At 71.4% G+C, this 12,547-nt stretch carries 13 protein-coding genes; 6 read left to right on the top strand and 7 right to left on the bottom strand.

Going from position 1 to position 12,547, the window contains the following annotated elements; genetic code table 11:
* Positions 1-67: 67 nt before the first annotated feature.
* Complete coding sequence (locus H613_RS28400; protein ID WP_051393682.1) at positions 68-1,279, top strand: trypsin-like serine peptidase; 1,212 nt, start codon at positions 68-70, stop codon at positions 1,277-1,279.
* 66 nt (positions 1,280-1,345) lie between these two features.
* Positions 1,346-1,897: a hypothetical protein gene (locus H613_RS29605; RefSeq protein WP_051393681.1), complete on the top strand. Its 552-nt coding sequence runs from the start codon at positions 1,346-1,348 to the stop codon at positions 1,895-1,897.
* Between the two features lie 161 nt (positions 1,898-2,058).
* On the opposite strand, the gene mqnC is transcribed toward H613_RS29605, so the two are convergent.
* The 5 genes from mqnC to H613_RS0121955 all read right to left on the bottom strand — a co-directional run bounded on the left by mqnC (position 2,059) and on the right by H613_RS0121955 (position 7,271).
* The gene (mqnC, locus tag H613_RS28390; RefSeq protein ID WP_035738914.1) at positions 2,059-3,204 is read right to left on the bottom strand and encodes a cyclic dehypoxanthinyl futalosine synthase; all 1,146 of its coding nucleotides are present in this window, start codon (positions 3,202-3,204) and stop codon (positions 2,059-2,061) included.
* A 459-nt stretch (positions 3,205-3,663) separates the two neighbouring features.
* Positions 3,664-4,434: an FAD-binding oxidoreductase gene (locus H613_RS28385; RefSeq protein ID WP_035739018.1), complete on the bottom strand. Its 771-nt coding sequence runs from the start codon at positions 4,432-4,434 to the stop codon at positions 3,664-3,666.
* Positions 4,431-5,294, bottom strand: coding sequence for an MqnA/MqnD/SBP family protein (locus tag H613_RS0121965; protein WP_026925463.1), 864 nt, complete (start codon positions 5,292-5,294; stop codon positions 4,431-4,433). Before H613_RS0121965 ends, H613_RS28385 begins: the two co-directional genes overlap by 4 nt.
* 73 nt (positions 5,295-5,367) lie before the next feature.
* Positions 5,368-5,667 carry an HPr family phosphocarrier protein gene (locus tag H613_RS28380; protein WP_084546855.1) on the bottom strand — a complete coding sequence of 100 codons (300 nt, stop codon included), beginning with the start codon at positions 5,665-5,667 and terminating at the stop codon, positions 5,368-5,370.
* A gap of 140 nt (positions 5,668-5,807) precedes the next feature.
* Positions 5,808-7,271: a hypothetical protein gene (locus H613_RS0121955; protein WP_156926197.1), complete on the bottom strand. Its 1,464-nt coding sequence runs from the start codon at positions 7,269-7,271 to the stop codon at positions 5,808-5,810.
* A 136-nt stretch (positions 7,272-7,407) separates the two neighbouring features.
* On the opposite strand from H613_RS0121955, the gene H613_RS31180 reads away from it, so the two are divergent.
* The gene (locus H613_RS31180) at positions 7,408-7,650 is read left to right on the top strand and encodes a hypothetical protein (RefSeq protein WP_156926196.1); all 243 of its coding nucleotides are present in this window, start codon (positions 7,408-7,410) and stop codon (positions 7,648-7,650) included.
* Between the two features lie 198 nt (positions 7,651-7,848).
* Here the strand turns inward: H613_RS31180 and H613_RS29600 are convergent, their stop codons facing one another.
* The gene (locus H613_RS29600) at positions 7,849-9,351 is read right to left on the bottom strand and encodes a C40 family peptidase (protein ID WP_169732040.1); all 1,503 of its coding nucleotides are present in this window, start codon (positions 9,349-9,351) and stop codon (positions 7,849-7,851) included.
* 203 nt (positions 9,352-9,554) lie between these two features.
* On the opposite strand from H613_RS29600, the gene mqnE reads away from it, so the two are divergent.
* From mqnE to H613_RS0121930, 3 genes are read left to right on the top strand one after another with little or no spacing between them, the layout of a single operon-like run.
* Positions 9,555-10,730: an aminofutalosine synthase MqnE gene (mqnE, locus tag H613_RS0121940; protein WP_026925459.1), complete on the top strand. Its 1,176-nt coding sequence runs from the start codon at positions 9,555-9,557 to the stop codon at positions 10,728-10,730.
* The gene (locus H613_RS29595) at positions 10,730-11,146 is read left to right on the top strand and encodes a hypothetical protein (RefSeq protein WP_051393679.1); all 417 of its coding nucleotides are present in this window, start codon (positions 10,730-10,732) and stop codon (positions 11,144-11,146) included. Before mqnE ends, H613_RS29595 begins: the two co-directional genes overlap by 1 nt.
* Entirely contained in the window at positions 11,143-11,385 is a 243-nt protein-coding gene (locus H613_RS0121930) for a DUF4229 domain-containing protein (protein ID WP_026925458.1), read from the top strand. Before H613_RS29595 ends, H613_RS0121930 begins: the two co-directional genes overlap by 4 nt.
* 144 nt (positions 11,386-11,529) lie before the next feature.
* Here the strand turns inward: H613_RS0121930 and H613_RS0121925 are convergent, their stop codons facing one another.
* Positions 11,530-12,285, bottom strand: a complete 756-nt coding sequence (locus H613_RS0121925; RefSeq protein ID WP_026925457.1) for a Fic family protein — start codon at positions 12,283-12,285, stop codon at positions 11,530-11,532.
* Positions 12,286-12,547: the final 262 nt, after the last annotated feature.

Here is a 12,547-nt window from a genome sequence, read left to right as displayed (position 1 = left end):
CTCGTGGAAGGGGCACGCGGTGGCGGCATCATTGCGGAATCACGGTCCGAGGCGGCGAGGGGGCCGGGTGCCGGCCAGCCGCCGCAGGCACCGCAACATCGCGCTGGCGGCCGCGGCGGGAGCCCTCGCCGTCGGCGCGGCGGCCATCGTGGTCCCCAGCGCGTTCGCCGGAGACGATCTACTCGGTCTAGGCGGGACGGTCGAGCACCTCCCCGTCGACGAGGCGGCGCTGGGACTCATCACAGTCGGCGACGTCGTGGAGGCGGCAACGTCGCTGACCTACGCCGACGACACCGACGTCATCGAGTTCTCCCGGCCGGACGCGAGCTATGTCAAGCTCCACTTCGAGCGGCTGCTGCTCACCGGCGACGACTACGTGACCGTCTCCAGCCCCGACGGCGCCGAGTCGTACCGCTACGACGACGCGGCGGTGGGCGAGTGGGCCACGTCCATCAGCGGCGACACCGCGATCGTCGAACTGCACAAGAGCGCCGAAGACGTCGCCTCCAGCGCGCTCGGGGCCGTCTTCGACAAGGTCGCCTACGGCTTCCCGCAGGACGTCGTCGCCGACCTCGTCGACGAGAAGAACGAGCGGGCCAGGCCCGAGGAGAGCCTGTGCTCGGCCGACGACAAGAAGCCCTCGGTGTGCTACGAGAGCTCCTATCCCGAGATCGTCGACCACGCCGACCCGGTGGCGCGGCTGCTCATCGACGGCACGATCCTGTGCACGGCGTTCCGCGTCGGCGAGGACAACCGGATGCTGACCAACCACCACTGCTTCTCCGAGACGTGGGAGGCCCGGCGCACCGAGGTGTGGTTCGGCTACGAGTGCACCACCTGCGAGGGCGGCGAGGAGACCAATCCGATCAAGGTCGACGGCAGGCGGGTCCTGGCCACATCGGAGGATCTGGACTACACGCTGTTCAGCGTCGAGGACTTCGACGCGATCGAGCAGTTCGGGTACCTGACGCTGTCGACCGACGAGATCCGGCGCGGCGAGGCGATCTACATCCCTCAGCACCCGGCCGGGCGGGCGACCGAGATCGCCATCGAGTCCACCGTCGACGGTGGCAACTGCGTGGTCAACCGGCCCGTCTACGACGGCTACATCGCGAACAGCGACGTCGCTTACTACTGCGACACCGAGTTCGGCTCCTCGGGCTCGCCGGTGCTCTCGCGCGACACGCACGAGGTGATCGCGCTGCACCACTTCGGCGGATGCCCGAACTCGGGCGTGAACGCCTCGCTCATCAAGCGGGAGATCGGGGATCTCATATGAGCGTTTGGGGCCGAGTTAGAGGGCGCTTAGCGTCCTCTTAGCGCCCGGGGGGCGACGCTGGTGCGCATGAACAGGAAACTGCTACTGGCAAGCACAGGAGCCGCGGTCATCGCCGCGGCGGGATTCGGATCGATCGCGCTCGCGCAGGAAGACGATTCGACGCCGCCGAGCGGCGGGCAGAGCGAGGGGACGGCCGACGGGCCGACCGGTGAGCTCGACGCGGTGCCGGACGACACCGCGACCGGCGACGGGGAGGAGGTCTTCCCGAGCGACGGCGGCACGGTCTTCGCGGAGTGCACCGCCGACGGGCCCGAGCTCGTCTGGTGGGTGGCCGCGGACGGCTACACCGTCGACGACGTCGAGGCGGTGCCGGACGACGACCGGGACGACGACGATGGCGACGACAACGACGCCGAGGTCGAGTTCACCAGCGGCACGACGGACGTCGATTACGACGTGACCTGCGCCGACGGGCAGCCGCAGGCGAACATCACCGTCGAGGACGACCGGGATGACGACGGCTCCGACGACAACGGGGACGGCGACTGGGACGACGATGACGGTCGTGACGACGACGACCACCACGATGACGACGGCGACGACTGGGACGACGACTGAGGCGACCAGGGGGAATGACGGCGGGGCGCGGGCCTTTCGGCCCGCGCCCCGCTGCGTGGTATCGGTCAGCCTGCTTGCAGCTGGGTCACTATTGTCGAGCTCTACTTCATGCTTCCCACTATCGTCGAGCTCTATTTCATGTTTCCGACTATCGTCGAGCTCTACTTCATGCTTCCGACTATCGTCGAGAAGTGCGACCGGACCCGGTCGTCGGTCGGGTCGTCCTCGGGCGTCCAGTGGACGGACATGCGCTCGTAGACCGTGTTCCGCTGCGCCGGAATGCGGTCGGCCGTGCGGATGAGCTCGATCAGCTCCGAGAGGCGCGAGCGGTGGCGCGCGCCCGCCGAGGAGATCACGTTCTCCTCCAGCATGATCGAGCCGAGGTCGTCCACGCCGAGGTGGAGGCTCAGCTGCCCGGCCGCCTTGCCGGTGGTCAGCCACGACGACTGGAGGTGCTTCACGTTGTGGAAGTACAGGCGGGCCGTGGCCAAGAGGCGCAGGTACTCCATGGCCGTCGCCTGCGTGCGGCCCTTGAGGTGGTTGTTCTCCGGCTGGTAGGTCCAGGGGATGAACGAGCGGAAGCCGCCGGTGCGGTCCTGCACGTCGCGGATCATGCGCAGGTGCTCGATCCGCTCGTGGGCGGTCTCGCCGGTGCCCATCATCATCGTGGCGGTGGATTCGAGGCCCAGGTTGTGGGCGGTCTCCATGATCTCGAGCCAGCGCTCGCCGGACTCCTTGAGCGGGGCGAGGGCCGTGCGGGGCCGAGCGGGGAGCATCTCCGCGCCCGCCCCGGCGATCGAGTCGAGTCCGGCGGTCTTGATGCGCTTGATCGCCTCCTCGATGGAGGTGCCGGAGACCTTCGCCATGTGGGCGATCTCCGAGGGGCCGATGGAGTGGATGACCAGCTGCGGGTACTCGCGCTTGACGGCGCCGAAGAGCGTCTCGTAGTACTCGACGCCGAACTCGGGGTGGTGGCCGCCTTGGAGCATCACCTGCGTGGCACCGAGCTCGACGGCCTCACCGCAGCGGCGCAGGATCTCCTCGAGCGAGTGGTCCCAGCCCTCCTCGTGCTTCGGGGCGCGGTAGAAGGCGCAGAACTTGCAGGCGGTGACGCACACGTTGGTGTAGTTGATGTTGCGGTCGATGATGTAGGTGACGATGTTGTCGCCGATGAGGCACCTGCGGACGGTGTCCGCGGCCTCGGCCATCGCGTGGAAGGGCGCTTCGGTGTAGAGCAGCTCGGCTTCCTCGGCGCTGATGCGGCCGCCGTCGGCGGCGCGGGCGAGGACATCGTCAATCTCGGCCATGGACGAAGCGTATCCGGAGAATCCGCGGCGGCACAGCTTCCCCGCTCGGAGTGATCGCTCCGTCTCCCCGTTGGCGGCGGCGCGTTGTCGCCTCCGCGAACGTCGGGGCGCGGGGTCAGGGTGTGCGTCCCGTCCTTCGGTCCGGCGGTCGAGCGCAACACGAAGTACGAGGCCGTGCGCGAGTACGACCGCCCGCAGACGAGCGCCGGGCCGAGCCGGAGTCGGTGAGGTTCCAGTGGCCGCCGCGCCCGGCGGTGCGGGCGGCAGGCCGCGGGCTTCCCGTCTCCCGCTCGCGGCGGGGCGTTACAGGAGACGGACCGGGATGGGGCACTGGCTCGCGATGCTTCCCGCTCGGGGCGTTCCGGGCCGGACGCGGGCAGCGGCGCCATCCGTCATTCAGGTCGAGACAGGGAAGGGGTTCCGGCCGGGCGCGGGCAGCGGCGCGATCGATCGGCTTCGCTAGTCGACGTAGTACAGCTCGGTGTGGATCTGCCGGGCGCCGGCCTCTTCGAGGACCTCTTTGACGCCGAGGACCATCTCGTAAGGCCCGCACAGGAACCACTCGTCGATCTCCTCAGAGTCCACCAGGCCGGTGAGGACCTCCCTGAACCGGTCGGGGGTGAGCCGCCCGGTCAGCAGCGGGCTCGCGCCTTCGGACCGCGTGCGGATGTGGTGGAGCCTGAGCCGGTCGCCGTGGCGGCGTTCGAGTTCGGCGAGCTCGTCGGCGAACATGGTGGACTCGCCGGTGCGGTTGGAGTACAGGAGCGTCACGGTCGCGCCGGTGTCGAGCGCCGCGGCCGCGATGGACAGGATCGGGGTGATGCCCGATCCGGCGACGATCGCGCCGTAGTGGCGCCCGGGGTCGGGCTCGGTGCAGAAGACGCCGAGCGGCGGCAGCACTTCGAGGACGTCGCCGGGGGCGAGGACGCGCTTGGCGTAGGCGGAGAAGCTGCCTTTGGGGATGAACTTGATGCCCAGGCGCAGCGTGCCGTGCTCGGCGAGCTCGCGGGGCGTGGAGGCGAGCGAGTAGGAGCGGCGCACCTCGGAGCCGTCGTCCTCGACGCGCTGGAACGTGATGTGCTGGCCGGGCTTGAAGTCGAACGTCTTCCGCAGCTCCGGCGGCACGGCCAGCGTCACTTCGAGGGAGTCGTCGGTGAGGGGTCTGACCCGGCTGACGGTGAGCTTGTGCCACGAAGGGCGCTTGCGGCGCTTGTTGAGCTCGACGGTCATGCGATGCCCTCTCCAGCGGGGAAGAATTCGGGTCCGCCCTCCGGCAAGGGGGCCACATTCGTATAACCGGCGGCGCGCGAGGCGAATTCCCGCAACCCGGCGAGGTGTCGGTCACTCAACGTGAACTGGAGTCGGTCGAAGTACTCGGCGAGCGCGGCGGGCTCGAACGGCTCCCAGCGGGCGGCGGAGGCCACGACCTCGTCGATCTCCTCGCGGCAGCGCCGCACCGACTCGCAGAACGCCAGGTGGACGTCCTTGACCAGGCCGGGGTGCGCCTCGGCGTACTCGCGGCGCACGGCCCACACGGCGAAGACCATCGGCAGGCCGGTCCAGGACTTCCAGGCGTCGGCGAGGTCGATGACGTGGTTGCCCCGCGGGTCGTGGCGGGCGCGCAGGGCCTCGTCGCCGATGAGGACGGCCGCGTCGGCTCCGGCGATGGCCGAGGCGAGGTCGGGCGAGGTGGTGGCGAAGTCCGGGGTGAGGCCGTGCCGCTGCTCCAGGAGCATCCGCGCCAGCAGGACGCCGGTGCGGGAGGTGGAGGTGAGCGAGACCTTCGGCGAGGCCGGGAGGTCTTCGACGGGGGTCTTGGAGACGAGGTTGACGCTGAGGACCGGGCCGTCGGCGGCCACGGCGATGTCGGGCACGAGCAGGAGCCGGTCGGCGTGCTTGAGGTACTCGACGAGGCTGATCGGGCCGATGTCGAGGCTGCCTTCGACGAGGCGGCGGCTGAGCTCGTCCGGCGGCGCGCGGTGCAGGTCGACGTCGAGCAGCGCCCCCGACCTGGCCAGACCCCAGTAGATGGGGAGGCAGTTGAGGAATGCGATATGACCGACCCGGGGGCGCCGCGCGTTGTTCACAATCCCGACCGTAGCCGGTCGCGGCGGCGCCCGGCACGGATGGCGGCCTTCGGGAGACGTGAGACGGGCCGCTCGATCAGTCGTCGTCGGCGGTGTCGACGATCTCGGCGCGGTTCTCCCCTATCCGGCCGTTCCCGGACACGAGCGCGGCGAGCCGGTCGAGGACCGCCTCGTCGTCGCTGGTGAGGACGATGGCGTCGCCGGAGCGGACGTCCATGGTCAGGACCTGGAGGATCGATTTGGCGTCGTGGTGCCCTTGACCGGGCTTCGCGATGGTGACCTCGGCGCGGGACTGCGCGGCGGTGTCGACGAAGACGGTCGCGGGCCGGGCCTGGATCCCGACCTCGGTGGTCACTTTCACACGGCGTTCCGCCATGCCCCTCACCCCATACTCTCGGCGAAGCCTGCGGGTCATGCATTGGTTCACGACCAGCATGGCCCCGAATGGGACGCAATGGGCGGGTTTTCCGTCCTCCGGGCGGACTCACCCCGTTCGGGGCGGCGGAATCACCCGTTTCAGGTGCCGGACTCCTCGTCGCCGTCCTTCTGGCCGCCGTACACGGTCGGACGCGGCAGCGGGAAGTGCTCGGGCAGCTCGCCTCGGTCGACGATGAGGTTCTTGACCTTGGCGCGGCCGCCCCTGAACGTCCCGTGGTCGTCCTCGGACGGCGGCCACGACTCGGGCGGGGCCTTCGTGGCTCCGGCGCGGTTGGCCTTGGTCGAGGGCTCCTCGAAGAGGCTGATGTCGGGCGCGTCGACGATCTTCTTCGCCGCGACCGACTCGGCGGCCTTGGGCGCGGGGCCTTCGGCGGGGGCCGGTTCGGCCTGGAGCGGCTCGGCGGCGGGCGGTCCGGTGACCGGCTCGTCGGCCGACTCGGCCTCGGCTTCAGGCTCGGGCTCGGTGGTCGATTCGGGCGCCGGCTCGATGTCGTAGTCCGGCGGGGCGGCCTCCGACATCGGCGAGTAGCCGCCGGTCGGGAACGGGCGGCCGGGCTCGGGGTTCGGGACCGGCTCGGGCGGCGGGACGGGGCCCGGCTCGGGATCGGGCAGCGGCGGCGCGGGCTCGGGCTGCGGGAGCGGCTCGGGCCTAGGCGCGGGGCCGGGCTTGGGCATCGGGTCCGGGCGCTCCGGTTCGGGCGCGGGCTCGGGGTCGGGCCTGTTGGGTTCCGGTGCGGGATCGGGGCCGGGCTCGCGGTCGTCGGGGGCCTCGGTGTGGACGGTCTCGGCGGCCTCGACGCTGTCGGCGGGGCCGCCGGTCGTGCTCTCGTCCGTGTTCTCGTCTGCGCTCTCATCAGCGGCGTCACCGGCGTCGTCGGCGGGGCGGTGCACCACGTCGACGGTGTCGTGCTCGTCGGTCTCGGTCTCGGTCTCGGTCTCGGCTTCGACGGCCGCGACGGCGGGCTCGGAGCCGCCTTCGTCGAGGATGCCGGACTCGGCCTCGTCCTCGGGTGCCGCTTCCGATTCGGCGGGCGCCGCTTCGGGTTCCGGCTCGGGCGCTTCGGCGGCCTGACCCTCGTCGGGCTTGTCGGCCTCGGCGGTCGCCTCTTCGGACTCGTCGTCGGTGTCGGTCGAGGGCGGCGCGGGCGGCAGGGACTCGCCGGGGACGTCGGCTTCGAGGTCGGCCATCGCCGCCTCGTCCTCGGCCGAGAGGTCGACGGCGTCGTCGAGCTCCTCGGGGTCGGGGAGGTCCTCCCACAGCGGGGACTCCTCTTCCCCTTCGGCCGGTTCCGCGACGGGCGCGGCCGGTGCGGGGGCGGGGGCCGCCTGCGGGGCGGGTTCGGGGGCCGCTTCGGTCTGGAGGTTCAGCTCGGGGACCGGCGGCGGGGTGGGCGGCGCGGGCATCGGCGGCGGCACGCTGAACTGCGGGCTCGCGCTCGGCGGCGCGGGCGGTTCCTGCGGCGGGGCCGGGGGCGCGAACGCGGCCTCCTGGCTCGGCGCGGGCGGCGCGAACGGTGCCGGTTGCGCCGGTGAGGGCCGCACTGGCGAAGCCTGCACAGGCGAGGGGTGCGCGGGCGGAGCGGGCGGCATGGGCGGCGGCGAGGGCACGGACGGCGTCATCGGCGGCAGCGACTGTGCCACTTGTGACGGTGCTGCTTGCGATGCCTGCGGCGAATGCATGGGTTGCGGCGGCTGCGCCGGTTGCGCGGGCTGGACGGGCGGCGGGACCGAGGCGGACCCGGCCGCCTGCGGCGCGGCGGGCGGCATCGGCGGGGCCGCCGGGTACGACGGCGGCCGGACGGCCGCCGAGCCCGAGGCCACCGGGGCCCCCTGCGGCGGCTGCTGCTGGTACGGCTGCTGCGGCGGTGCGACCCGCGGCGGCGGAGGCGGCGGGACCGACGCGGACCCCTGGGCTGGCTGAGGAGGCGGAGGCGGCGCCATCTGCCCGACCTGCTGCCCGGCCTGGACCGGCGGCGGCGCGTACTGCGCTGCCGCGGGCGGGGCGTACGACGGCGGCGGGTACTGCGGCTCGGGCGGGAACCCCCCGATCGGCGGCGGCAGCGGCGCCCCGCACTGGGAGCAGCGCCGGAGCCTGGACGTCAGGCGCTGACCGCAAGAGCTACAGCTGTTGTCGTCCACGGGAGCCTCCTCGGGGATGGAGCGTCGTCATTGCTGCGGGCTTAGGCACCATCGTGCCATCACCACGCCGTACTCCGTATCCGCCTTCGGATAACTCGCCGGAAGTCTCACCCGCTTCGGGATCCCGGCTGAGCGTTCCCGACACCGAGTCGGACGTGCTCGGCGTCGGGCTGTCGGGCGATTCCTCCTCAGTGGGCGAGGAGGCGTCGTCCGAAGGCGAGGGCTCCTCGGGCGTCGGCGTCGGCTCGTCCGGCGTCGGCGAAGGCGACGGGCTCGGCGAGGGGCTGGGCGTCGGACTCGGGTCCGGCTCCAGCGTGTGGCCGTCGGAAGGCGAGGGGTCCGGCTCGGCGGTGGTGCCGTCGCCCGAGGGCTCCTCGCTGCCGTCGCCGGTCGGGATCGCGTCGACGACGCGGTGCGCCCCGGCGAAGTTGTCGAACCAGATGCTGCTGATCTTCACCACGTCGCCCGTGCGGGGGGCCTGCACCATCTTGCCGTCGCCGAGGTACATGCCGACGTGGTAGACCGATTCCCAGTCGCCGGGGCTGTTCCACCAGAACAGCAGGTCGCCGGGCAGGAGCATCTCGGTGTCGACGGGCTTGTCGCGCGTGGCGTTGAACTGCATGGCGGCCGTGCGCGGGATCGAGACGCCCGCGTAGTCGTAGGCCGCCATCGTCAGCCCGGAGCAGTCGAAGGTGTCCGGGCCCTCCTCACTCCACTCGTAGGGCTTGCCGAGCTGCGCGAGCGCGTACTCGACGGCCTTCGTGGCCTCGGGGGCGGCCTCCCAGCCGTCGACTTCGGAGGAGAAGTCGTCGGAGTACTCGGCGGCGGCCTCCTCGCGGGCCTCTTCGAGCTCCTCCAGCTCTTCGCTGTTGTTCTCGATGAGCCGCTGGAGCTCGTCATCGGCGCGGGTGAACTCGTCGTTGAGGGCGGTGTAGCGCTCCTCGGAGCGCGAGGCGGACTCGGCGGCGGCGTCGTAGGAGGCGTGGGCGACGGCCTCGGCGGTCTCGGCGTCGTCGACGGCCTCGGTCAGGCCCGGCAGGTCCCACTCCCCGCCGAGCGGGGTCAGCCCGGTCAGGTCGGGCAGTTCGGTCTCGGGCACCCCGGCCGTGTCGGCGTAGGCCTGGCCGGCGGCGTAGTCGAGCGCGGTCTGCGCCTCCTCGAGCGCGACGCGGGAGGCGTTCCAGTCCTCGGTGGCCGCACGGAGGCGGTCGCTGCGCCCGGTCCACTCCGCTTCGGCGGCGGTGGTCTCCTCGGCCAGCTGCGCGACCTCGATGGTGGCCTGGTCGATCTGCTCGGAGAGGGGCCCGTCGACGGTCTCGGGACTGGTCGCCTGGGTGTCGCCGGCGTCCTCGCCGAGCGGCCGCGTGCCGTCGTCGGGGACGGTGACGCCGGGTTCCGCGAACACGGGCATGGCGCCTCCGAAGAGGACCGTTGCCGCTCCAGCGGCGGCGAGCACGCCGACACCGAACCGATTAACGCGCATATAGACGTCCTTCTGTGGGTTGCCACGGACACTCTATCGAAGACGTGCCACCCTCGCATCCGGACCGCCATACCGAGCGGGGGCCCTCGGCGTCACGTGGTCCTCGTGCGGGGGCCGGGGTCCGGCGCGGCGGCGTTACGCTGGCTTCACGGAGCCATCGCTCCGAAAGTGCCGCCAGGGAGACCGGAAGGGATGGAGGCGTCATGGACGACACCGCGACGTTCAAAGCCGGGATCGAGGAGAAGCTCGCCGCGGGCGAGCGGCTGACCTACGACGACGGCGTGGGGCTCTACGAGGTCGACGACCTCGCGTGGCTGGGCCGCCTCGCGCACGGGGTGCGGACGGCCAAGAACGGCGACCGGACGATGTTCAACGTCAACCGCCACCTCAACCTCACCAACGTCTGCTCGGCCTCCTGCGCGTACTGCTCGTTCCAGCGCAAGCCCGGCGAAGCCGACGCCTACACGATGCGCGTCGAGCAGGCCGTGGCGCTCGCCGAGCAGATGAAGGACGACGCGCCCACCGAGCTCCACATCGTCAACGGCCTTCACCCGACGCTGCCGTGGCGCTACTACCCGCGCGTACTGAGCGCGTTGAAGGAGACGCTCCCGCAGGTCAACCTCAAGGCGTTCACCGCCACCGAGGTCCAGTGGTTCGAGAAGATCTCCGGCCTGGACGCATCGGAGATCCTCGACGAGCTGATCGAGGCCGGGCTGGAGTCGCTGACCGGCGGCGGGGCCGAGATCTTCGACTGGGAGATCCGCCGGCACATCGTCGACCACGACTGCCACTGGGAGGACTGGTCGCGCATCCACCGCCTCGCCCATGAGAAGGGCCTGCGGACCCCCGCGACGATGCTCTACGGGCACATCGAGGAGCCGAGGCACCGCGTCGACCACGTGCTGCGGCTGCGCGAGCTCCAGGACGAGACCGGCGGCTTCGCCGTGTTCATCCCGCTGCGCTACCAGCACGACTTCCACGACTCCCAGGACGGGAAGATCCGCAACAAGCTCCAGGCGCGCACCACGATGGCGAGCCCGGCCGAGTCGCTCAAGACCTTCGCGGTCTCGCGGCTCCTGCTCGACAACTTCGACCACGTCAAGTGCTTCTGGGTCATGCACGGCCTCGACGTGGCGCAGCTCTCGCTGTCCTACGGCGCCGACGACCTCGACGGCTCGGTCGTGGAGTACAAGATCACACATGACGCCGACAACTACGGCACGCCCGACAAGATGAGCCGCGAGAGCCTGCTCGAACTCATCCGCGACGCCGGGTTCCAGCCGGTCGAGCGCAACACGAAGTACGAGGTCGTGCGCGAGTACGACCGCCCGCAGACGATCGCCGAGCGCCGGGCCGAGCCGCAGTCGGTGAGGTTCTAGTGGCGGCCGCGCCCGGCGACGCGGACGGCAGGCCGCCGATCGAGACGCTCGGGCAGCTGGTCGGGACGGTGCTGGCGTACGTCGTCATGGGCGCGGTCGCGCTGGTCGTCATCGACCTGCTGTTCATCGCGGTCGCGGGGGGCGACTTCGGGAGCATCTCGGGGTGGATCGCCGCGGTGCCGAGCGTGTTCGTGTTCTCGGAGCAGTTCAAGCGCTACGAGGGCGCCTCGCGCTGGGCCGTGGCGCTCGCCGGCGTCGTGCTCGGCCTGGGCGCCGGGATCGCCGCGACGGTGCTGCTGCCGCAGACGTGGCCCGCGCTGGCCGTGGGGGGCGTCGGCGGGCTCGTGGCCGCGCTGGTGTACTCGGCGCTGTGGTACGCAGGTATCAGGACTTACGGAGAGGAGCGACCGCGATGAATCCGGTGGCCAAGTATTTTCTCGCCCGGCTCGGGCTGATCGTGGCCATCGCCGCGCCGCTGAGCTTCTTCATGCCGATCCTGCTGGCGCTGGGGATCGGGCTGCTCGGCTCGCTGGCGCTGTCGACGTTCATGCTCAAGAACCTGCGCCACGGGATGGTCGACCACATCGACGACCGGGCGAAGCAGCGCCGCGAGGAGAAGGACCGGCTGCGCGCCGAGCTCAAGGGCGAGGCTTAGGGCTCAGCCGGTGAAGGGGCGGGGCCCGCCCCTCGCCCGCCACCGCCAGAACCAGACGCCGCTGCGCGACGGCAAGCGGTGTGCCCGCTCACTGCGTCGCCGGACCTCCGGGGGTTCAGCCCCCGGACGCTCAGGCTTTATCGCTCACTCGATGCTGCGCATCAGCTCGGTGCAGATCTGGAGCGTCTCGGCCGCGCCCGCCTCAAGCGCCTTGCCGTAGTGCTTGAGCCAGGCCCGGACCCCGTCGGGGGTGCCGGTGGACCAGGCGCGCTGCGCACCGACGTACTCGGGGTGCCGGTCGAGGTGCCCGGCGCTCACCGTGACGAGCAGCTTCGAGTCGAGCCCCTTGCTGGCCAGGGCGAGCCGGGCCGCGCCGCGGGCGACGATGTTGTTGGCCACCGGGAACGGCTGGACGGCGACGAGTTCGCCGTGGACCACCGCGGCGGTCAGCGCCGCCGGGATCTCCTTGGTGGGGCTGGCGACCAGCGCGCACATCGCGTCGATGCGGGCCGAGCCGTCCTTGTCGACCTCGATGCGGCCGGGCTCGAAGTCGTGCCCGGAGTCCGGGAAGTCGCGGGAGGCGAGCAGGTGGAGCTTCGCCAGGACGTAGCGGGGCGAGATGGCCCACACGTCCACCAGCCCGGGGAGCGCCTCGACGACGCGCAGGGCGCCGGACACGATCGGGTCGGTGAAGTCACCGGCCCGCAGGCGCTCGACGTCGCAGTCGTAGCCCTCGAGCGCCAGCGTCGCGGACGCCTCGTGCAAGGCCACCTCGGCGGCGACGTGGGCGTCGCCGCTGCGGAGGGCCTCGTGCCAGAGCATGCGGTCGACGTTGGCTCTGGCGTTCTCAAGGGCGTCGGCAACCTCGGAGAGTTCGAGGAGAGGCGCTAGAGGATCCACGGGCGGAACCTTACCGGTTGGAGGTGAAGCGGATACGCCCCACCGGGCGGGAGGGAGGGCAGTGACAAATGGTACAGACTCGGCCGCCGATGCGCTCGCCTCGATCAGGTGGCCGATCCCGTCATCCGGTGAGCGAACGGGCACCACGCGTCACTCGGGCCCCGGTGGGCGAAGGGCGGCGCAGGGGTGTTCCGAGGCCGCGAATGCGGCTCCGAGCAGGAGCGCCATGGGAATGCGGGGACGCGGCCGCTCGCCGACCGCT

It is taken from the genome of Glycomyces arizonensis DSM 44726 (assembly GCF_000482705.1).
Classification (GTDB): Bacteria; Actinomycetota; Actinomycetes; order Mycobacteriales; family Micromonosporaceae; genus Glycomyces; species Glycomyces arizonensis.
Note: the sequence above shows the minus strand (reverse complement) of the source record. Positions and strands in the feature narration are given on the sequence as shown.

Bases quoted from the DNA above. Each gene is read 5' to 3' on its own strand.
- H613_RS29605 (WP_051393681.1), top strand. From the start codon at position 1,346: ATGAACAGGAAACTGCTACTGGCAAGCACAGGAGCCGCGGTCATCGCC.
- mqnC (WP_035738914.1), bottom strand. From the start codon at position 3,204: ATGGCCGAGATTGACGATGTCCTCGCCCGCGCCGCCGACGGCGGCCGC.
- H613_RS28385 (WP_035739018.1), bottom strand. From the start codon at position 4,434: ATGACCGTCGAGCTCAACAAGCGCCGCAAGCGCCCTTCGTGGCACAAG.
- H613_RS28380 (WP_084546855.1), bottom strand. From the start codon at position 5,667: ATGGCGGAACGCCGTGTGAAAGTGACCACCGAGGTCGGGATCCAGGCC.
- H613_RS31180 (WP_156926196.1), top strand. From the start codon at position 7,408: ATGGGTTGCGGCGGCTGCGCCGGTTGCGCGGGCTGGACGGGCGGCGGG.
- H613_RS29600 (WP_169732040.1), bottom strand. From the start codon at position 9,351: ATGCGCGTTAATCGGTTCGGTGTCGGCGTGCTCGCCGCCGCTGGAGCG.
- mqnE (WP_026925459.1), top strand. From the start codon at position 9,555: ATGGACGACACCGCGACGTTCAAAGCCGGGATCGAGGAGAAGCTCGCC.
- H613_RS0121930 (WP_026925458.1), top strand. From the start codon at position 11,143: ATGAATCCGGTGGCCAAGTATTTTCTCGCCCGGCTCGGGCTGATCGTG.